This is a genomic window from Nocardioides sp. TRM66260-LWL (genome assembly GCF_020075545.1).
Lineage (GTDB): Bacteria > Actinomycetota > Actinomycetes > Propionibacteriales > Nocardioidaceae > Nocardioides.
In genome coordinates, this window is sequence record NZ_JAIQZK010000002.1 from 432,296 (window position 1) to 452,622 (window position 20,327).

Consider the following 20,327-nt stretch of genomic DNA (forward strand, 5'->3'; position numbering starts at 1 on the left):
GTGGGCGAGCTGGCTGTCGGTGGTCGAGCTTGTCGAGACCCGGGGGTTTCGACAAGCTCAACCACCGGGGCGCGGCTCAGAGATCGGGATGGGGCTCAGCCGCCGTCGTACTAGGGGGTCTCGACAGGCTCGACCACCGTGAGGGTGGTGCCGTGGCGGTCGCGTCGGAAGCGGACGCCGTTCGGTGAGCGCCAGAGGTAGACGCCGGGTTGGTCGGGTCCTGCTGGCTTGTATCTCCAGCCGTCGTGGGTCTTGTGGCGGTGGTGCTTCCTGCAGAGCGGCGCCAGGTTGGATGACGCTGTCGGGCCGCCGGATTCGTAGGACTGCACGTGGTCGGCGTCGCAGGACCTCGCGGGTCGGCGGCAGTAGGGGAACACGCAGGTGTGGTCTCTGAGGATGATCTGCTCGCGGATCAGGTCGGGGACCTCGTAGGCGTCGGAGTACCGCTCTGCTGCGAGGTCGAGGATCGGCCGGACGGTCACGGCGGTGCCGGCGGTCTGGCACCACGCCTTGATCACGTCGATGCCGAGGGGCGACCGGGACGCCTCGCTCCGGGCGACGTCGCCGAGGGCGCCGGTGACGGCGTCCACCGAGAGGTGGACGTAGAGCGTGAGGTGCCGCGACCGGCTCGGAGCGTTCCGGGTGGGGGTCTCGCCTGCCTCGAGCGGAAGCGCCTGCTCGCCGCGGGCGAGCATGCCGGCGGCCTTGGCTCGGCGGACGTTCAGCGTGTCCTCGGAGCCGGCCTTCTTGAGCTGCTCGGCGAGCGCTGCGATGGCGCGCTCCAGGTCGGCGGCGTCGGGCTGGTCGAGGCGGCCTGAGATGTCGATGGTGCCGTCGAATCCGGCCTGACCCATCCACACCTCGAAGCACCGGTGCTCGGCTTGGCGGGCCTTCCGCAGGATCGCGTCACCGGGGTCGGTGTGCTCCTGCGCGACCCGGCAGATGTTCGAGATCTGGGTGCGCGACACCTGGTGGGCGTACGCGGCGATCCGGGCGTCGACCAGGTCGGCGGCTTCGGCGGAGAGCAGGATGGTGTCCTCGGTGATCCGGCGGACCTGCCACACCGTCAGCTCGCCGCGCAGGAGCCGTGCCCAGACCCGAGGGAGGCGGACGCAGGCCTCGAGGGCGTGTCCGACGTAGAACGAGCCGGCTTGCTGGGTCATGCCCAGCGCGGTGATGAACTCGGTGACCGCATGCTCCTGCACCTCCGGCGCCCCAGGACCCGCCAGCGGCAGCATCATCCCCGTGTCGATCACATACCCCGCCACGTCGCCGGTGCCCGCGACGTGGGCGATGGCCCAGTCCGCAGCCGCGATGAAGACGTCCCGCTCGGACTGCTCGGCAGCCGCCCGGGCAGCCATGGCAGCGCGCAGGGCGTCGCTGTCACGCAGCAGCCGAGGGGTCCGAGAGGGCATGGCCCGATTCTATGCGAACACGCGTTCGAAGTGAAGTGGATATCCCCAGATCAGACCAGGTTTTCGAAACCCCAGCCAAAGACAACTGAGAGAGACCAACGGCGGAGCCGGCGACGGCGAACGGGGAACACCCGCTGTACCGAGACGGCGAGCGACCACCGAGTGCCATGACCGCAACGGCGACCAGAGGCGAGCGGTGAGCCGACCGTGAGCTCGGTGCTCGGGGTGCGGGGGTCTCGACAAGCTCGACCACCGGAGCCGCTCGACCACCGGCCCGATGCCCGCCACCGGACCCGCTCGCCCACCACCGACACGCAGCGATTCCCGCCCGTCCGCCGCCGATCCCTAGGCTGACCCCGTGAAGGTGCTGCTGCTCGAGAACATCCACCCGGTCGCCGTCGAGGTGCTGGAGGCCCGCGGCTTCGAGGTCGAGCTGCTGGCCGGCTCCCTCTCCGAGGACGAGCTGATCGCGCGGCTGCCGAGCGTGAGCATGCTGGGCATCCGCTCCAACACCACCGTCACCGAGAAGGTGCTGGCCTCGGCGCCCGACCTGCTCGCCGTCGGCTGCTTCTGCATCGGCACCAACCAGGTCGACCTGGCGGCGGCCGCGGCCCGCGGCGTGGCCGTCTTCAACGCGCCCTACTCGAACACGCGCAGCGTCGTCGAGCTGGTGATCGGCGAGATCATCGCGCTCGCGCGTCGCCTGCACGAGAAGTCCGAGAAGATGCACGCCGGCGTCTGGGACAAGTCCGCGAAGGGCAGCCACGAGGTCCGCGGCCGGACGCTCGGCATCGTCGGGTACGGCAACATCGGCACCCAGCTCTCCAACCTCGCCGAGGCGCTCGGCATGCGGGTCATCTTCTTCGACACCGCCGACCGGCTCGCGCACGGCAACGCCCAGCGCATGCGAACGCTCGACGAGCTGCTGGCTCAGGCCGACGTCGTCAGCCTCCACGTCGACGGACGACCGGGCAACGCCGGGCTGTTCGGCGCCGAGGAGTTCGCGAAGATGAAGCCGCGCGCGTTCTTCATCAACGCCGCGCGGGGCATGGTCGTCGACACCGAGGCGCTGCGCGAGCACGTCCTCTCCGGGCACATCGCCGGGGCGGCGCTCGACGTGTTCCCGATCGAGCCGAAGGCGCAGGGCGACGCGTTCGAGTCGCCGCTGCGCGGGCTCGACAACGTCATCCTCACCCCGCACGTCGGCGGCTCCACGCAGGAGGCGCAGGAGGAGATCGGCTACTTCGTGGCCGGCAAGCTCGCGGGCTTCGCGCTCGAGGGGCGCACCGAGCTCTCGGTGAACCTCCCGGCGGTGGCGGCGCCGGCGCTGGCCTCCGGCCACCGCATCGGCTTCCTGCACGTCAACGTGCCGGGCGTGCTGGCGCGGGTCAACCACCTCCTCGCCGCCGCGGGCGCGAACATCACCGGCCAGTACCTCGCGACGGCCGGCGAGCAGGGCTACGTGGTCACCGACGCCACCGAGGCCCTGCCCGAGGCGTCGCTGGCCGACCTCGCCGCCGACGAGCAGTGCCTCTGGGTGCGCACCTTCGACGCCTGAGCGCCCCCGGAGCGCCCCGGCACGACGTCCGCCGGGGTTGGGCGCCCGGGGATGATGGACCGGTGAGTCCGACCCCCCTCGCGCCGCTGGCCGCGGTGCCGAACGCCGTCCGCGACCGACTCGGCGCCGCCCTGTTCGAGCGGGTCGCGGGGCCGGACGGACCCCGCCAGCGCGACCGCATCCACGGCCGCCCCGGCCCTCGCTGGTTCGCCCCCGACAGCGCGATCGCCCAAGTGCACGCGGACGCGGCGATGTTCGTCGGCGGCATCCGCGCGCTGCTCCTGCAGTCGCTGCACCCGGCGGCGATGCGCGCCGTCTCCGAGCACTCGGGCTACCGCGGCGACATGTGGGGGCGGCTTGCGCGCACCAGCACCTACCTGGCCGTCACGACCTTCGGGCACGAGGACGACGCGCAGGCGGCCGTCGACGCCGTCCGCTCGATCCACTCCCGCGTCACCGGCACGATGCCCGACGGCACCCCGTACGCCGCGAACGACCCCCACCTGCTCACCTGGGTGCACTGCGCCGAGGTCGACAGCTTCCTGCTGGCCCACCAGACCTACGGCGCCCGACCGCTGGACGACGCCCGTCGCGACGAGTACCTCGCGCAGACCGCGCAGGTGGCACGGCGTCTCGGCGCCGACGACCCGCCCACGACCTACGCGGCGCTGCAGGAGCGGCTGCGGGCCTACCGTCCCGAGCTGCGCGCGACCCCCGAGGCCCGCGAGGCGATCGGCTACGTGCTGTGGCGGCCGCCGCTGCCGCTCGCCGCGCGTCCGGCCTACGGCGTGCTGGCCGCCGCCGCCGTCGGCCTGATGCCGTGGTGGACGCGCCCCGGGCTCCGGCTGCCCCTGCTGCCGGTCTCCGAGCGCACCGTCGTCCGCGTGGCCGGGTCGGCCGCGGTGGGCACCATCCGGTGGGCCATGACCCCGCCCGCGGTCGCCGACTGACCCTGCCGATCCCCTCCGTTCGGGCCATCCGGGGTGGCCCGGGCGCGTCGCGTCGAAGCGCCGCTTCGTCGGGCGCGGCCGTCCGGCGCGTCGCCTTAGGTTCCTCTCATGTCGGCCGTAGTCGGCAGGGACGGGACGACGTGGGGGCGTCCCGCCGGGGAAGGGGGCTCGCCATGGAGCTGGGCTGGGGCTCGACCGAGGTCGAGGTGCGGATCGGGATCGTGCGTCCGGGGCCGTCGCTGCTGCGGCTGCGCTGGTCCGCCGACGGACGGGTGCTGGGCGAGCGCAGGCTGCTCGGCGACCGCGCCGTGCTGCACGTGCCGGCCGGCCTGCTCGTCCTCGAGCTCGTCGACGACCGGGCCGCCCACGACCCGCGACGCCAGGCCCCGGCGCGCACCACGCTGCGCACGACGCCCGGCTCGCGCCACGACGTCCGGCTGGTGATGCGACACGGCGCCAGCGTGCACGCCACCCTGCGCCGCGCCGACGGCTCCCCCGACCGGTTCGGTCGCCTCGAGGTGCTGCTCGCCGACGGCTCGGTGCGGCACGGACGCGCCGACGGCGACGGCGAGGTGGTCGTCGCGGGCCTGCCCGCCGGCGCCGTGCGCGTCTCGGCGCGCTCGGGCAGCCGCGTCTCGACCCAGGTGCCGGTGTGCCTGCGGGCCGGCGAGGGCGTGGCCCTCGACCTGCGGGCCGACCTGGCGGCCCTGACGCCGCCGTCCCTCGTCCCGGCCGCCCTCGGCGGGGCCGTCGCCGGACGCGTGCTCGACGCCGCGACCCGGACGCCGGTGCGCGCCGCCCGGGTCGAGCTGCGCGACGCGCGGGGCACCCTGCTGGCCCGCGGACGCACCGACGCGGCCGGCCACTACCTGCTCGGCGGCGACCTCGGGTCGGTCGCGGGCGCCAGCGTCGTCGTGCGCTCCGGCCCCGACCGGGCGGCGGTCGACCGGGCCGTCGTGCGCGGGGTGGCGGTCGCGGGCTCGGGCGTCACCGCGGCGCCGGAGGCCCTGCTGCCGCGCACCCCCAGCCGGCTCCCCGCGCTGCACGAGCGCGGCACCGTCACGGCCCTGCGCCTGCCCAGCCTGCGCGTCTGAGCGCCTGAGCGCCTGCGCGACTGCGCGCCTGCGCGGCTCAGGTCGTGCGCAGGTCGCCGGGGCCCCAGAAGGCCCGCATCGAGGTGATCCGCGCGTCGTCGTCGAAGGTCATGACGTCGATCGGCGCGAGCACGAGCGTGGCGTCCGGGGTGTGGGTGGCGACCTCGAAGAGGAACGCCGCCTGGCCGGCGGTGATGCGCGACTCGATCAGTCGGGTGGTCTGCTCGAGGTCGTCCAGCGTCGCGTAGAACGCGCGGATCGCCTCGCGCCCGTGCAGCGCGTCGGAGCCGACCGGGTCCTCGAGGGTCGCGTCCTCCGCGTAGAGGGCGGCGATCTCCGACGACGGCCCGGTGGCCACGAGGGCCACGTAGCGCTCGACGACGGCGCGGATCTGCTCTTCGGACGCCGGCATGGCCCCTCCTGGAGATGAGAACGTGTTCTACCTCGACTCTAGCCCCCCGCTGGCACCGGCGTGCCCGGTGGTGTTCGATGACCGGCATGGCCGCGAACCCCACCGCCGACGAGCCCCCGCATCCCGGCCCGAGCGAGCCGTCCGCGCTGCGCTCCGCCCTCGCCGAGCGCTGGCCGCTCGACGACCTGCCGCAGCTGCGCGACGACCTGCTCGACGCCTACGCCGACCCCGCCCGTCGGCACCACGACCTGCTCCACCTCCGCGAGGTGCTCGACCACCTCGCCGAGCTCGCGGCGCACGGCGCCGCCCACGCCCTCACGCCGGCCGTCGTGCTGGCCGCGTGGTTCCACGACGCCGTGTGCGACGGCGAGCGCGACGCCGAGGAGCGCTCGGCCGCCTGGGCCGAGCACGCGCTGGCCCCGGCCCTCGACCCCGCGACGGTCGCCGAGGTGGCGCGCCTGGTGCGCGTGACGGAGGGCCACGACCCGGCCGACGACGACCCGTCCGGGTGCGCGCTCTCCGACGCCGACCTGGCGATCCTCGCCGCGTCGCCCGTCCGCTACGACCGGTACGCCGCGGCGATCCGCGCCGAGTTCGCCCACCTGGACGACGCCACCTTCGCCGCCGGGCGCGCCGCCGTGCTCGCCTTCCTCGAGGCCAAGCCGACGCTCTTCCACACCCCGTGGGCCCGCGAGCGCTGGGAGCTGGCGGCGCGGAGCAACCTGGCCCGCGAGCGCGCCGCCCTCGCCGCCGCCCGGGTGGCGTGACGCGCGGCACGCACCGGGGCCGCTGAAGCCGGGCGCCACCGTGGCCGCCGCTGCCATGCTCCGGCCATGACCACGCCCACCCCGCGCACGGTGCTGCGCGGCGCCCGCTGGCCCGGTGACGTCGCGCTGCGCGACGGGCTCATCGTCGCGGTCGGCGGCCCGGGCGAGCCCCTGCCCGCCGAGCCCGGCGACGTCGTCCTCGACTGCGCGGGCGACCTGCTCACCGCCGGCCTGGTGAACACCCACCACCACCTCTACCAGTGGCTCACCCGCGGCTGGGCCGTCGACGAGACGCTGTTCGGCTGGCTGCGCACGCTCTACCCCGTGTGGGCCCGCCTGACGCCGGAGGACGTCGAGGCGGCGGCCGCCGTCGGCCTCGCCGAGCTGGCGCTCTCGGGCTGCACGACCGCCGCCGACCACCACTACCTGGTGCCCGGCGGGGACGACTCGGTCTTCGACGCCCTGGCCGCGGCCGCGCGGCGGATCGGCGTCCGGCTGCACCTGGCCCGGGGCTCGATGGACCTCGGCGAGAGTCGCGGCGGCCTGCCGCCGGACGCCGTCGTCGAGGACCTCGACGACATCCTCGCCTCGACCGAGGCCGTGCACGCACGGCTGCACGACGGCGAGCGGATCGTGGTGACGGTCGCGCCGTGCAGCCCGTTCAGCGTGAGCCGCGAGCTGATGGTGGAGTCGGCGGCGCTCGCCCGTCGCCTCGGGCTGCGGCTGCACACGCACCTGGCCGAGACGCTGGACGAGGAGCGCGACTCCCTGGCCCGCTTCGGCCGCCGTCCGCTCGAGGTGCTCGACGAGCTCGGCTGGATCGCGCCGGACGTGTGGGTCGCCCACGGCATCCACTTCTCCGACGGCGAGGTGCTCCGGCTCGGCTCGACGCGCACCGGCGTGGCCCACTGCCCCTCGTCCAACGGTCGTCTCGGGGCCGGCATCGCCCGCGTGCGCGACCTCCGGGACGCGGGCGTCCCGGTCGGCCTCGGCGTCGACGGCGTGGCCTCGAACGAGAACGGCCGCCTGCTGCCGGAGCTGCGGCAGGCCCTGCTGCTGGCCCGGCTGCGGGCGACGGACCCGACCGCGCTCGGCGCGGCCGACGCCCTCGACCTCGCCACCCGGGGCGGCGCGGCGTGCCTGGGACGCGACGACCTCGGCGAGCTGCGCGTCGGCCTGCGGGCCGACGTCGTGGTCTGGCCCGGCGACGACCTGCACGACGTGCTCGACCCGCTGGCCGGCCTCGTCCTGGGGCCCGAGCGCACCGCCCGCCACGTGCTGGTGGGCGGCGAGCCGATCGTCCGGGACGGCGCGCTGGTCGGCGCCGACCTCGAGGCCCTGCGGGCCGATCTGACGCGCCGCGCCCGCCGACTGCAGCCTGCGTGAGCCTTGGACCGCGCGTGTTGGATGGCGGGGTGGACGCCACCCAGCTGATGGAGGCCCGAGCCCGGGTCCTCCGCGATCTCGAGTCGCGCGGCCTGGCCACGCCCGTCGCCGTCTCCGCCCTGGAGGAGGCTGTCTCGTCCCGCAGCTGGTGGGTCGAGCAGTGGCCGGCCGGCGCGGAGTACCTCGCCGGGCTCATCGCCCAGGACGTGCAGGACACCCTCGCCGAGACCGTCGGCCGCTGGCCGCTGTGCCGGCTGTGCGACGGGCCCGAGCACAGCCTCTACATCGCCCCCGACCTCGGCGGGCCGGACCCGACCTGGGTGTGCGAGGAGAGCGGACGCGAGGTCGCGCCGCTCGGCCACCTCGGCGGCGTGCGCTCGCTCGGCGACGACTGACGATCGACGCCCGACCCGAGACGCGGGCGCTCAGGCGTGGCCCAGCTGCACCCAGAGCGTGTAGCGGTCGGCCCGGTAGACCGAGCGGCTGACCTCGACGACCTTCTCCCCGGCCAGCGCGCGCCGCGAGTGCCGCAGCACCGGCCCGCCGCGCTCCATCTCCAGGTGGACGGCCTCGTCGGGCGAGGCGAGGTCGGCGGCGATGGAGTCCTCGGCCCACGTCGGACGCAGCCCGCGGGCCTCGAACGCGTCGTACAGGCTGGTGGGCAGCGCGGACTGCAGGAAGCCCGGGAGGAGCACCTCGTTGAGGTAGGCGTCCTCCAGGCACATCGCGGCGCCGTCGGCGCAGCGCAGCCGGCGCCAGTGGATGACGGCGTCGCCCTCGGTCAGGTTGAGCGCGCGGGCGACGCCCGGACCGGCCTGCTCGCGCCGGGCGAGGAGGGTCTGCGACTCCGACAGCAGACCGCGGCGGGCCATCTCCTCGGTGAAGCCCACGATGCGGCTGGCGGTGCGGCGGGGGCGGGCGACGAAGGTGCCGCGGCCGGGGATGCGCTCGAGCACGCCCTCGACGACGAGCGCGTCCATCGCCTGCCGGACGGTCATGCGCGCGACGCTGAACTGGTGGACCAGCTCGCGCTCGGACGGCGCCGGCGAGCCCGGGGCGCTCCCGGAGACCAACGACCGCACGTACTCGCGCACCTGCACGTGCTTGAGCGTGCGGCCATCCGGAGCCATGACCTTGTCCACGGGTTGAAGGTTAAGGATCCCCTCAGGTGCGCGTCAGGCGAACGGCCGGACCGGATGGCCCAAATGACCCATCCGGACCAGGGACGACGTTGTCCGGAGTGGCCCGGTCCCGCCATCCGGACCGTCCGGACGTCGGCGGGGACCGTCCAAGGGGATGAGCGGGCTCGCGTCCGGCCCGCCTAGGTTCGACGCATGCACGTCGAGCGCACCTTCACGGTCCCCCGTCCGCCCGAGGTCGTCTACGACTACCTCGTCGACTTCACCCGTACCGAGGAGTGGGACCCGGGCACCGTGCGCACGACCCTCGTCGAGGGCGCGCCCGACCTCGGCGTCGGCACCCGCTACGCGAACACCTCGCAGTTCATGGGCCGCGAGGTCGAGCTCACGTACACCACCGAGGTCGCCGAGCGGCCGCACCGCCTGGAGTTCCAGGGCGTCCAGAAGAGCTCGACCGCGCGCGACATCCTCTCCTTCACCCCGGCGACCGTCGACGGCCAGCCGGGCACGCGCCTCCACTACCGCGCCGAGTTCCGGTTCTCCGGGGTGCTGAAGGTGCTCGCCCCGCTGGTCGTGCCCTTCAAGCTCCGCTCGCTGGCCGACGAGACGGTCGAGCAGCTGCGCCGGACGCTCGTCGAGCGCGCCTGACTCCCTCCCCTGAGGCGGCGATCCGTCCAGACGGAGGTAGAACACGCGTTCGATCCGGGGGTAGGCTGCCGAGCATGGACTTCCAGGCCTCGCTGTTCGCGGACCTCGAGCACCCGACGCCCTCCGACGCCGCGACGCTGCGTCCCGAGCGCCATCATCTCGCGCGCGGGGCCTGGGTCGACGTGGTCCGCTCGTTCCTGCCCGAGCCCGACGCGGTCCTGGAGGCGCTGGTGCACCGGGTGCCGTGGCGCTCCGAGCAGCGGCGCATGTACGACCGCACGGTCGACGTGCCCCGGCTCGTCCACACCTACCTCGAGGACGACGCCCTCCCGCACGGCCGGCTCGTCGAGGCGCGCGAGCGGCTCAGCGCCCACTACGCGGCGGAGCTCGGCGAGCCGTTCCGCACCGCAGGGTGCTGCTTCTACCGCTCCGGAGCCGACTCCGTGGCCTGGCACGGCGACACGATCGGACGCGGCGCCACCCACGACACGATGGTCGCGATCGTGTCGGTCGGCGACCCGCGTCGCCTGCACCTGCGCCCGCGCGGCGGCGGGGCGTCGCTCTCCTTCGAGACCGGCCACGGCGATCTGCTCGTCATGGGCGGCAGCGCCCAGCGCACGTGGGAGCACGCGGTGCTGAAGGTCGCTCACGCGGGCCCGCGGATCTCGGTGCAGTTCCGTCCGCGCGGGGTGTTCTGAGCGAGGGTCAGAACGACACGGTCGGCGGGGCCTCCTGGCCCTGCGGCGCGTCGTAGAACGCTCGCTTCGAGACGCCGGCCGGCCCGGCGAGGAACATCCACGGGATGGTGACGACGAGCTTGTTCAGGGTCGCCGCGGCGTCGTTGTAGTACGTGCGGGCGAAGGAGATCTGGTTCTCGGTGTCGGCCAGCTGACGCTGCAGCTCGACGAAGCCCTGGTTGGCCTTGAGGTCGGGGTACGCCTCCGCCACCGCGTTGAGGCGCACCAGCGCCCCCTGGAGCGCGGCGTCGGCGGCCGCCTTGGCCTGCACGTCGTCGCCGGCGGTGGCCGCCTGGACGCCGGCCCGCGCGCGGGTGACCTCCTCGAGGACGCCCTTCTCGTGCGCCGCGTAGCCCTTGACCGTCTCGACGAGGTTCGGGATGAGGTCGGCCCGGCGGGTGAGCTGCACGTCGATGCCGCTGAGGGCCTCCTGCGCCCCGACGTCGGTGGTGCGCAGCCGGTTGAACCCGACGACGCCGAGCACGACCAGCACGACGACGACGGCCAGGGCGAGGAGCAGAGCGATCACGGCAGCATCATGCCGTCCGCAGCGCCCGCGCGGGCCGGTTCGCGACGCCTCACCAGGAGCCGCCACCGCCGCCACCGCCGCCTCCCCCGCCGAAGCCGCCGCCGGACGACGAGGACTGCGTCGCCTCGTAGGCGCCGACCGCCGAGGAGACGGCCGAGGAGAAGTCGGAGGCGAGGGTCGAGGAGAGCGACGAGGCCGCCCAGCCGCCGTACCAGCCGGTCGCGTAGGAGGGCGCCGGCGGCTCCGAGCCCACCGCGACCCGGTACTTCCGCGCCCATGCGTCGGCGCACCCGAAGGCGACGGCCCACGGGAGGTAGGCGGTCCAGAGGTCGCGCCGCGCGGCGAAGTCGAACCGGGCCTCCGCGGAGTCGGTGGCGAGGATCCGCTCAAAGCCGCCGACCTGCGACCACACCTGCCGCCCGGCCGGGGTGCGCCGGGTCGTCGCGCCCCGCACCAGGATAAGCGGAGCGCCGCCGACGGCGAAGGCGCCCGGCACCGCCGAGAGCAGGGTGAGCGAGAACGGGTTCAGCACGATGTTGGCCCCCGCCAGCAGGGCGGCCGCGAGGACCGCCAGCCCGCCGAGGATCGAGAGGCGCGAGTCGACCAGCAGCCCCTGCTCCTCCGACCAGCGCTCGACGTCGGACTCGAACGCCGTCAGGCCGGCCTTCAGCCGCTGCCCGCTCGCGACGTCGTCGCGCTCGATCCGCCAGGTGGTGCCCTCGCCGGGGAACAACGCCTGCAGGCCGCGGGTCACCTCGTCGAGGTCGGCCCAGCCCTCCGGCGCCGCGAGGTTCGTCGCCGTCCAGCCGGCCTCGTCGCGCCGCAGGTCGACGACGCCGTGCTCGGCCGCGTGCATCAGGGAGGCGAGCAGCTGCTCAGCCCCCACCTCCTCGCGCAGGACCATCGCGGCCTGGGCCGGGCCCAGGCCCGCGGGCGGGGCGTAGGCGAGGCCGAAGCCCGGCGCCACCTCGTCGTTGCGCCGCGCCTGGAGCCGGCCGACGACGAACGCGAGGGCCGCGAGCAGCAGCAGGACGGGCACGAGCCACGGTCGCGTGCCGAGCACCCGGTCGAACGGCGCGCTCCACGGGAGCCGCGCGGCGTCGGGCGTCGGCACGTCCAGGCCGACGGCGAGCGTCACCGGCGTGCGCGGGGCCAGCTCGGCGGTGCGCACCCGCACCGTCGTCCCGTCGGTCGTGGCGGTGCAGCCGTCGCTCGCCCCGGCGCCGACGGCGCACCCGACCCGTCCCGCGGGCGCCGCCGGGAGCCGGACGGTGATCTCGGCGGCCTCGATGCGCTGGGCGAAGCCGCCCGCGACCACGTCCCACACGAACCCGGTGCGCGCCGGGCCGGCGCCGTCCGGCAGGTCGGCGCCCGGGACGAGCGCGTCCGGCACGACGTAGGACAGCACGAACCGGTGCACGCCGGCGTCGAGGTAGCGGTCGGGGTCGCCGATGCGCACCAGCGTGCGGCGGCCGTGGCCGTCGTCGGAGACCTCGACGGGGGTGCGACCGCCGTCGAGGGTCACCCGGACGTCGCGGAGCCCGACCCGGCGGGCGGGGTCGCCGTCGAGGGCGCGGTCGAAGAACCGGAAGATCCCGTGCCGGTCGGCGTCGGGGAAGCGCACCGAGAGGTCCTCGGTGACCCGGAGGACGCCGTCCGCGCCCACGTCGTAGGTGGCCCGGTAGCCCTCGATCGTCGTCGGCTCGGACGCCTCCCCGCCGGCCCCGTCGGGCAGCAGGGCGGGTGCCACGACGGCGATGGCGAGGACGAGCAGACCCAGCAGCGTGCCGACGAGGCGCCTCATGCGCCGGAGCCTAGGGCCACCCCACCCGATCGGGTCAGCGATGCTCAGGAGCCCCACCTAGATTGAGATCTCCCCGCCACACCGAGCACGCCCACCGCCTACCGACGAGAGGCCGCGCATGGTGACCAGACCCTCCCACCTGCCCCCGACCGCAACCCTCGCCGATCTCGACGACCTGGTGGTGCTGCTCGACGACGACGCCCGTCCCGCCGGCACGGCGGCGCGTCGCCACGTGCACACCGAGGACACCCCGCTCCACCTCGCGTTCTCGCTCTACCTGCTCGACGAGGACGACCGGCTGCTGCTGACCCGCCGCGCCCTCGGCAAGACCGCCTGGCCCGGCGTGTGGACCAACACCTGCTGCGGCCACCCCCGCCCCGACGAGTCGATGACCGACGCCGTCACGCGGCGCGTCGAGGAGGAGCTCGGGCTGCACGTGCCCGCGCCGCAGGTCGTGCTGCCCGACTTCCGCTACCGCGCCGTCGACGCCAGCGGCGTCGTCGAGCACGAGGTGTGCCCGGTGCACCTGGCCCGGGTGCCGTCCGGCACGGTGCCGCGCCCCGACCCCGCCGAGGTCGCCGAGCACACGTGGGTGCCGTGGGCGCAGGTGCGCGTCCTGGCCGCCGCGGCCCCGGCGCTCCTCAGCCCCTGGATGGTGCTGCAGGTCGCCGCGCTCGGCGAGCAGCACGGGGACGACCTCGGCCGCGCCCTGCGCGAGTCCGTGGACGCCGCACGATGACCGCCGATCCCGTCGCCGCCCCTCCGATCGCCGGACTGCGGGTCGCGACCGAGCCGCGCGTCGGCGTCGACGCCGCGCTGTCGGCGGTCGAGACGGTGCTCGACCGCCGGCTCCACGACCTGGCGGCGCAGTGGCGCCGGCTGGCGGAGTCCGGCCTGGCCGCCGACCCGATCCTCGGCGTCCACGACCTGCCGGGGCTGCTGGCGGACCTGGTGAGGGCGGGCGGCAAGCGCTTCCGGCCCCTGCTGTGCCACTGGGGCTACCTGGCCGCCGGGGGCGAGGACCCCGAGGGCTCCGCCGAGCTCGGGGCCGCCCTCGAGCTGCTGCACGTCTTCGGGCTCGCGCAGGACGACGTCATGGACGCCTCCACGACCCGCCGGGGCCGTCCGGCCGTCCACGTGCGCGCCGCCGACGCCCACCGCGCCTCCGGCGGGCTCGACGACGCCGCCCGCTACGGCGAGAGCATCGCGACGCTGGTCGGCGATCTCGCCCACGCCGAGGCCGACGCGCTCGTCGCCGGGCTCGCCGCGCCGGTGCGCGCCGAGTGGTGGCTCACCTCCGTCGAGCTCGTCCGCGGCCAGGCCCGCGACCTCGCCGGCGCCGCCCGCGGCGCCGGGTCGGACGCGCTCGCGCGCGCCTGGGAGGTCGCCCGGGCGAAGTCCGGCGCCTACACCGTCGAGCGCCCGCTGCGGCTGGGCGCGCTGCTGGGCGGCGGCGAGCCCGCCACCCTCGCGGCCCTCTCCACCTACGGTCGCGCGCTCGGCGAGGCGTTCGCCCTGCGCGACGACCTGCTCGGCGTCTTCGGCGACCCCGAGCTGACCGGCAAGCCCGCCGGTGACGACCTGCGCGAGGGCAAGGCCACGGTGCTGCTGGCCCTGCTCGAGGAGCGGCTGCCCGCAGCCGACCTCGGCCCGCTGACGCGCGTCCGCAGCCATCACCACCAGGAGGACGACGTGCGCGTCGTGACCACACAGATCGAGGACACCGGCGTGCGCGCCGAGGTCGAGACCCTGATCGGACGGGCCCACGCCACGGCCGTCGCGGCCCTGGACGACCCCGCCGTCGCGGTGGCCGCCCGCGCGGGCCTGCGCGGCGTCGCCGACCAGGTCGCCTGGAGGGACCGATGAGCCGGGTCGTCGTCATCGGCGCCGGCCTCGCCGGCCTCGCCACCGCGTGCCACCTCAGCGGCTCCGGCCACGAGGTCGTGCTCGTCGAGCGCGAGTCCATCCCCGGCGGCCGCGGCGGCCGCATCCACGACCAGGGCTACACCTTCGACACCGGCCCCACCGTGCTGACCATGCGCGGGCTGATCGACGACGTCGTCCGCGCCGCCGGAGGCGACCTCGACGCGCTCCTGCCGATGCGTCTGCTCGACCCCGGCTACCGGGCGAAGTACGCCGACGGCTCGGAGATCCTGGTGCGTCACGGCCACGAGAACATGCGCGAGGAGATCCGCCAGAAGTGCGGCCCCCGCGACGCCGCGGCCTTCGACGACTTCAGCGTGTGGCTGCGCAAGCTCTACGACGTCGAGATGCCGCACTTCATCGACGCCAACTTCGACTCCCCGCTCGACCTCGTCGCCTCGCCGTCGGCGGGCGCCCGCCTGCTGGGCCTGGGCGGCTTCGGCCGGCTCGGCCCGGCGGTCGCGCGACGCTTCGAGGACGACCGCCTGCGTCGCCTCTTCACCTTCCAGGCCATGTACGCCGGTCTGCCGCCGAGCTCCGCGCTGGCGCTCTACGCCGTCATCACGTACATGGACTGCATCGAGGGCGTGTGGTTCCCCGAGGGCGGCATGGGCGCGGTGCCGGTGGCGCTGGCCAAGGCCGCCTCCGACGCCGGCGTCGAGATCCGCTACGACGCCACGGTCTCGCGGCTCCTGCGCCGTGCCGACGGCGCCGTGGCGGGCGTGGAGATCGACGGGGGCGAGAAGCTCGCCGCCGACGCGGTCGTGTGCACCCTCGACCTGCCCGTGGCCTACAAGCACCTGCTGCCCGAGCTCAAGGCCCCGCGCGTCGTCCGCAAGGGCCAGTACTCGCCGTCGGCCGTCGTGTGGCACGTGGGCGCGAAGGGCGGCCTGCCCGCCGGCGCGCACCACCACAACATCCACTTCGCGAACGCCTGGGACTCCTCCTTCGACGCCCTGATCAAGCAGGGCCGGATGATGCCCGACCCGTCGCGCCTGGTCACGGTGCCGACGGTCACCGACCCCTCGCTCGCGCCCGAGGGCGGCCACGTGCTCTACGTCCTCGAGCCGGCGCCGAACCTCGACGGCGTCGTCGACTGGACGCAGCAGCGCGGCCGCAGCCGCGAGGAGCTGCTGCGCTTCCTCGAGACCGAGGGCTACCCCACCGACATCGTCGCCGAGGAGCTCGTCGACCCGCTCGACTGGGAGCGTCAGGGCATGGAGCGCGGCACGCCGTTCGCCCTGGCCCACACGTTCCTGCAGACGGGCCCGTTCCGGCCCAAGAACGTCGAGAAGCGGGTGCCGGGGCTCTTCTTCGCCGGCTCGGGCACGACGCCGGGCGTCGGCGTCCCGATGGTGCTGGTGTCCGGACGGCTGGCCGCGCAGCGGGTGGTCGACCACCTCCCGGCGGTGGCTCCCCGACGGACGGCGGCGGTGGCCTGAGATGGCGACGCTGGCGCCCGAGATCGAGCTCGACCCGGTCCTGCAGGTCGGATACCGGCGCTGTGCGGAGCTGACCCGCCAGCACGGCACCACCTACTACTGGGGTGCGGCGATCCTGCCGCGCGAGCAGCGACGGCACGTGCACGCGGTGTACGCCCTGTGCCGCCTCGCCGACGACATCGTCGACGCCCCGGGCGCCAGCACGCCGGCCTCCGCGCCGGCCACCGAGGCCGCGCTGCGGGCCTTCCAGCAGCAGTTCGCCGACGCCATCGCCGCGGGCGGGTCCGACGACCCGGTGATGGCGGCGGTCGCCCACACCATCGGCGAGACCGACATCGACGGCGAGTGCTTCGAGCGGTTCTTCGACGCGATGGCGCAGGACCTCACCACCGACCGCTACCCCACGTACGACGACCTGCTCGGCTACATGGAGGGCTCCGCGGCGGTCATCGGCGAGATGATGCTGCCGGTGCTGCGGCCGCTCTCCCCCGCCGCCAAGGAGCCGGCCCGGCAGCTGGGCCTGGCCTTCCAGCTCACCAACTTCCTGCGCGACGTCGCCGAGGACCTCGATCGCGGCCGCGTGTACCTGCCGCAGGAGGACCTCGACCGGTTCGGCGTCGACCCCGCCGATCGCACGGTCGGGCCGGCCTGGCGCGAGCTGATGCGCTTCGAGCTCGCCCGCAACCGGGAGCACTACGCGGCCGCGGACGCCGGGCTGCCCCTGCTGCCCGACGCGTCGCGTCGCTGCGTGCACACCGCACGCCGGCTCTACGCCAACATCCTCGACCGGATCGAGGCCAACGACTACGACGTCTTCTCCACCCGCGTCACCGTGCCCACCTGGCGCAAGGCGGCGCTCGCGGCCGTCGCGCTCGGCGGCGCCGCGGCGACCCTCGCGCCCGCCCGTCCGGCAGCGCCCGCCGCCCCGCCGCGGACGGCCGTCCCGGCGGCCGTGCAGGAGCGCGTGCCGCTGAAGGTGCGGCCGATGCCGCGGCGCGACGAGCTGACCCCGTCGTGGCGTGACGCCAAGCCGGCGCGCATCCGCGCGGCGCTCGACGTCGCCCTCGCCCGCGATCCGGGCGGCTGGTACTGCGTGGGCGCGAGCACCGATCTCGGCGCCACCTCGATCGTGCGGCACGTCGGCGGCCAGGAGGTCGCGCTGTGGCGCACCTCCACCGGCGTCCACGCCGCTCCCGGCTCCTGCCCCCACCTCGGCGCGCTGCTCGTCGACTGCGAGGTGCTGGGCGACCGGCTGCACTGCCGCTGGCACGGCATGCCGCTCGACGAGACCGGGGTGCCCGGCTGGACGCCCTTCCGCGCCCACGACGACGGCGTCCTGCTGTGGGTGCAGATCGCGACCGCGGGCGAGGCCTCGCTCCCGGCGCCGATCATCACCCCGCGGCCCGCGCCCGATCGCGCGCTGAGCGCCGTCGTCGCCGTGCCCGGCACCTGCGAGCCCCGCGACGTCATCGCCAACCGGCTCGACCCGTGGCACGGCTCGTGGTTCCACCCGTACGCCTTCAGCCACCTCGAGGTCGACGACGCCGCGAGCACCGACGAGGTGCTCACCGTCAACGTCACCTTCCGGGTCAGCCGGCGGCTCGGCGTGCCTGTTCGCGCCGAGTTCACCTGCCCTGACGCGCGCACGATCGTCATGACGATCGTCGACGGCGAGGGCGCCGGCAGCGTGGTCGAGACCCACGCCACCCCGCTCGGCACCGACGCCGCCGGCCGGCCCCGGACGATGATGGTCGAGGCCACGATCGCGACGTCGGAGCGCGTCGGCTTCCAGGCCGCCCGGCACCTCGCCCCCCTGCTGCGGCCCGCGATGCGCAGCACGGCGCGGCGGCTGTGGGTCGACGACATGGTCTACGCCGAGCGCAGCTGGCTGCTGCGCGACCGCGGCGAGCACTACGGCGTCTGACGTCCCGCGTCTCCGTCGCGCGTCAGCGTGCGACGGCTCAGGCGGCGCCCGGCCGCGCGAGCGCTGGCCTTGCACTCCGCGACGGTGAGCACCTTGGTCGGGCTCATCCACCCCTGGGACGGCTTGTGCAGCGCCCAGCCCTCGCCGAGCGTCACGGCGGCGTGCTGCACCAGGCCGTCCGGCGAGCGCCAGACGAGCACCGTGCCGCTGTCGTCGTCGCCGCCCCCGGGCCTCGTCGACGTGGCGAGCCACTGCTCGAAGGGCTCGCGCTGCATCCACACCTGCTCCGCCCCGGGCGTCCCGGCCGCGGCCATCACCGCGCCGAAGCAGTTCGGACCGCTGGCGCCGGGGAAGGTGCCCGCCAGCCGGCGCGCTCCGGGCAGGAGGTCCTCGATCGCCGACCAGACTCGCTCGGGCACCTCCTCGTGCCGACTCGCCCACCGCCCGTCCTCGACGTGGTCGACGAGCACCTCCTCCTCGACCCCGGCCAGCAGCGAGGGCCACCACACGAAGCGGTGGCCGTCGACCTGCTCCCGGGCCCGTCCACCGAGCAGCGGCTCCCATCGACGCACGCTCGGCACGAGCTCGCGGCCGTAGGTCCGCTGGGCGCGCAGCAGGCTCGCGCGACGCCCGCGGGGCAGCTCCGCGAACGCCTGCTCGTCCAGCCAGACGCACCGCACGCCGTCCGGGGCGCCGTAGAGGCAGAAGGTGTCGCGGACCTCGTCGACGAGCGGATGATCCTCGACGCCGCCCACCGCGGCGGCGAGCTCGGCGTCGACCAGGAACGGCTGCAGCGTCGGCGCGAACCAGTCGGCCCACCGCCTCGCCAGGGCGTCCGACACCTCGATGCCCAGCGCTCGCATGCCCCCGACCGTACGCCCGCGCCGACGATGCCGCGGACGCACCACCAGCCCGATCACCGGGTGGTGTCGGGCTGTGAGCCGTGCGTGCAGTGGTCGAGCCGGCCTGTCGGTGGTCGAGCTGGGTCTCACGGTGGTCGAGCTGGGCCCGTCGGTGGTCGAGCTTGTCGAGACCCGGGGTTTCGACAGGCTCAACCACCGGGGTGCGGCTCAACCACCGGGGTGGGGCTCAGCCGCCGTCGGGCTCGGGTGGGGTCTCGACAGGCTCGACCACCACGAGGGTGGTGCCGTGGCGGTCGCGTCGGAATCTGACGCCGTTCGGTGACCGCCAGAGGTAGACGCCGGGTTGGTCGGGTCCTGACGGTCGGTATCTCCAGCCGTCGTGGGTCTTGTGGCGGTGGTGCTTCCTGCACAGCGGCGCCAGGTTGGATGACGCGGTCGGGCCGCCGGCCTCGTAGGGGTCGATGTGGTCGGCGTCGCAGGACCTGGCTGGTCGGCGGCAGTAGGGGAAGACGCAGGTGTGGTCGCGCAGGATGATCTGCTCGCGCATCAGGTCCGGCACCTCGTAGGCGTCGCTGTAGCGCTCGGCTGCGAGGTCGAGGATCGGGCGGACGGTGACGGTGGTGCCGGCGGTCTGGCACCAGGCCTTGATGACGTCGATGCCGAGGGGCGACCGCGACGCCTCGGAACGCGCGACGTCGCCGAGGGCGCCGGTGACGGCGTCGACGGAGAGGTGGACGTAGAGCGTGAGATGCCGTGAGCGCGTCCTCGTGGTCGACTCGACCGCGGCGGTGTCGAGCGGCAGGGCCTGCTCCCCACGCGCGAGCATCCCGGCGGCCTTCGCGCGCCGCACGCTCAGCGTGTCCTCGGAGCCGGCCTTCTTCAGCTGCTCCGCCAGCGCTGCGATCGCCCGCTCGAGGTCGGCCGCGTCCGGTTGGTCGAGGATCGCGCTGACGTCGACGGTGCCGTCGAAGCCGGTCTGCCCGAGCCACACGTCGAAGCGGCGGTGCTCCGCCTCACGCGCCTTCCGCAGGATCACGTCCCCGGGGTCGGCGTGCTCCTGGGCGACCCGGCAGATGTTGCTGATCTGGGTCCGCGACACCTGATGCGCATACGCAGCGATCCGCGCGTCGACCAGCGCCGCGGCCTCGGCCGACAGCGGGATGGTGTCCTCGGTGACCCGCCGGACCTGCCACACCGTCAGCTCGCCCTTCACCAGGCGAGACCACACCCGCGGCAGCCGCACACACGCCTCGAGCGCATGCCCCACATAGAAGGAGCCGGCCTGCTGGGTCATCCCCAGCGCGGTGACGAACTCGGTGACCGCATGCTCCTGCACCTCAGGAGCCCCAGGGCCCGCCAGCGGGAGCATCATCCCGGTGTCGATCACATAGCCCGCCATGTCACCGGTGCCCGCGACGTGTGCGATGGCCCAGTCCGCGGCCGCGATGAAGACCTGCCGGGCCGACTGCTCTTCAGCAGCCCGCGCGGCCATCGCCGCGCGCAACGCGTCGCTGTCGCGAAGCAGCCGTGGGGTCCGAGAGGGCATAGCGTGATTCTATGCGAACACGCGTTCGAAGAGAAGTGGATATCCCCAGATCAGATGAGGGTTTTGAGAACCTCAGCCAAAGACAACTGAGAGATGCAAAGGTGAAGCCGGCGACGGCGAACGGGGAACACCCGAGCTACCGAGACGGCGAGCGACCACCGAGTGCCATGACCGCCACAGCGACCAAGAC

At 74.7% G+C, this 20,327-nt stretch carries 19 protein-coding genes; 12 read left to right on the forward strand and 7 right to left on the reverse strand.

The annotated features are described in order from the left end of the window. Positions 1–110: 110 nt before the first annotated feature. Entirely contained in the window at positions 111–1,415 is a 1,305-nt protein-coding gene (locus tag K8Z61_RS08610) for an HNH endonuclease signature motif containing protein (RefSeq protein WP_224128463.1), read from the reverse strand. A 358-nt stretch (positions 1,416–1,773) separates the two neighbouring features. Here K8Z61_RS08610 and serA point away from each other — a divergent pair, with 358 nt between their 5' ends. The 3 genes from serA to K8Z61_RS08625 all read left to right on the forward strand — a co-directional run bounded on the left by serA (position 1,774) and on the right by K8Z61_RS08625 (position 5,017). After that, positions 1,774–2,973, forward strand: a complete 1,200-nt coding sequence (gene serA / locus K8Z61_RS08615; RefSeq protein WP_224128464.1) for a phosphoglycerate dehydrogenase — start codon at positions 1,774–1,776, stop codon at positions 2,971–2,973. A gap of 62 nt (positions 2,974–3,035) precedes the next feature. Beyond that, positions 3,036–3,923 (forward strand): oxygenase MpaB family protein, encoded by an 888-nt coding sequence (locus tag K8Z61_RS08620; protein ID WP_224128465.1) that lies wholly within the window; start codon positions 3,036–3,038, stop codon positions 3,921–3,923. Positions 3,924–4,096: 173 nt separating this feature from the next. Next, positions 4,097–5,017 (forward strand): hypothetical protein, encoded by a 921-nt coding sequence (locus tag K8Z61_RS08625; RefSeq protein WP_224128467.1) that lies wholly within the window; start codon positions 4,097–4,099, stop codon positions 5,015–5,017. Positions 5,018–5,054: 37 nt separating this feature from the next. Here the strand turns inward: K8Z61_RS08625 and K8Z61_RS08630 are convergent, their stop codons facing one another. Then, positions 5,055–5,429, reverse strand: coding sequence for a nuclear transport factor 2 family protein (locus K8Z61_RS08630; protein ID WP_224128469.1), 375 nt, complete (start codon positions 5,427–5,429; stop codon positions 5,055–5,057). 86 nt (positions 5,430–5,515) lie between these two features. Here K8Z61_RS08630 and K8Z61_RS08635 point away from each other — a divergent pair, with 86 nt between their 5' ends. The 3 genes from K8Z61_RS08635 (at position 5,516) to K8Z61_RS08645 (ending at position 7,977) form a co-directional block, all read left to right on the forward strand. After that, positions 5,516–6,196, forward strand: a complete 681-nt coding sequence (locus tag K8Z61_RS08635) for a hypothetical protein (RefSeq protein ID WP_224128471.1) — start codon at positions 5,516–5,518, stop codon at positions 6,194–6,196. 66 nt (positions 6,197–6,262) lie between these two features. After that, on the forward strand, positions 6,263–7,582 hold the full coding sequence (locus tag K8Z61_RS08640) for an 8-oxoguanine deaminase (protein WP_224128473.1): 1,320 nt from the start codon (positions 6,263–6,265) through the stop codon (positions 7,580–7,582). A 29-nt stretch (positions 7,583–7,611) separates the two neighbouring features. After that, the gene (locus K8Z61_RS08645; protein WP_224128475.1) at positions 7,612–7,977 is read left to right on the forward strand and encodes a hypothetical protein; all 366 of its coding nucleotides are present in this window, start codon (positions 7,612–7,614) and stop codon (positions 7,975–7,977) included. Positions 7,978–8,007: 30 nt separating this feature from the next. On the opposite strand, the gene K8Z61_RS08650 is transcribed toward K8Z61_RS08645, so the two are convergent. Beyond that, complete coding sequence (locus K8Z61_RS08650; RefSeq protein WP_224128477.1) at positions 8,008–8,724, reverse strand: GntR family transcriptional regulator; 717 nt, start codon at positions 8,722–8,724, stop codon at positions 8,008–8,010. 192 nt (positions 8,725–8,916) lie between these two features. Between K8Z61_RS08650 and K8Z61_RS08655 the strand changes: the two genes are divergently transcribed. Continuing rightward, positions 8,917–9,369 (forward strand): SRPBCC family protein, encoded by a 453-nt coding sequence (locus K8Z61_RS08655; protein WP_224128478.1) that lies wholly within the window; start codon positions 8,917–8,919, stop codon positions 9,367–9,369. A gap of 74 nt (positions 9,370–9,443) precedes the next feature. Next, positions 9,444–10,067 carry an alpha-ketoglutarate-dependent dioxygenase AlkB gene (locus K8Z61_RS08660; protein WP_224128480.1) on the forward strand — a complete coding sequence of 208 codons (624 nt, stop codon included), beginning with the start codon at positions 9,444–9,446 and terminating at the stop codon, positions 10,065–10,067. Between the two features lie 7 nt (positions 10,068–10,074). Here K8Z61_RS08660 and K8Z61_RS08665 read toward each other — a convergent pair whose 3' ends face one another. Next, entirely contained in the window at positions 10,075–10,635 is a 561-nt protein-coding gene (locus K8Z61_RS08665; protein ID WP_224128482.1) for a LemA family protein, read from the reverse strand. Between the two features lie 49 nt (positions 10,636–10,684). After that, positions 10,685–12,439 carry a DUF2207 domain-containing protein gene (locus K8Z61_RS08670; RefSeq protein ID WP_224128484.1) on the reverse strand — a complete coding sequence of 585 codons (1,755 nt, stop codon included), beginning with the start codon at positions 12,437–12,439 and terminating at the stop codon, positions 10,685–10,687. 118 nt (positions 12,440–12,557) lie between these two features. Between K8Z61_RS08670 and idi the strand changes: the two genes are divergently transcribed. The 4 genes from idi to K8Z61_RS08690 are packed head-to-tail and all read left to right on the forward strand — an operon-like array spanning position 12,558 to position 17,728. Beyond that, on the forward strand, positions 12,558–13,178 hold the full coding sequence (idi, locus tag K8Z61_RS08675) for an isopentenyl-diphosphate Delta-isomerase (RefSeq protein ID WP_224128486.1): 621 nt from the start codon (positions 12,558–12,560) through the stop codon (positions 13,176–13,178). Further along, positions 13,175–14,305 (forward strand): polyprenyl synthetase family protein, encoded by a 1,131-nt coding sequence (locus K8Z61_RS08680; protein ID WP_224128488.1) that lies wholly within the window; start codon positions 13,175–13,177, stop codon positions 14,303–14,305. Before idi ends, K8Z61_RS08680 begins: the two co-directional genes overlap by 4 nt. Then, positions 14,302–15,804 carry an NAD(P)/FAD-dependent oxidoreductase gene (locus tag K8Z61_RS08685; protein ID WP_224128490.1) on the forward strand — a complete coding sequence of 501 codons (1,503 nt, stop codon included), beginning with the start codon at positions 14,302–14,304 and terminating at the stop codon, positions 15,802–15,804. The genes K8Z61_RS08680 and K8Z61_RS08685 overlap by 4 nt, the downstream gene beginning before the upstream one ends. Before the next feature lies 1 nt (position 15,805). Beyond that, positions 15,806–17,728: a DUF5914 domain-containing protein gene (locus K8Z61_RS08690; protein WP_224128493.1), complete on the forward strand. Its 1,923-nt coding sequence runs from the start codon at positions 15,806–15,808 to the stop codon at positions 17,726–17,728. On the opposite strand, the gene K8Z61_RS08695 is transcribed toward K8Z61_RS08690, so the two are convergent. After that, entirely contained in the window at positions 17,716–18,591 is an 876-nt protein-coding gene (locus K8Z61_RS08695) for a hypothetical protein (RefSeq protein WP_224128495.1), read from the reverse strand. The two genes, K8Z61_RS08690 and K8Z61_RS08695, sit on opposite strands and share 13 nt — an antisense overlap. Positions 18,592–18,817: 226 nt before the next feature. Further along, a complete protein-coding gene (locus tag K8Z61_RS08700) occupies positions 18,818–20,137 on the reverse strand; it encodes an HNH endonuclease signature motif containing protein (protein WP_224128497.1) in 1,320 nt (439 codons plus the stop codon). Positions 20,138–20,327 lie beyond the last annotated feature (190 nt).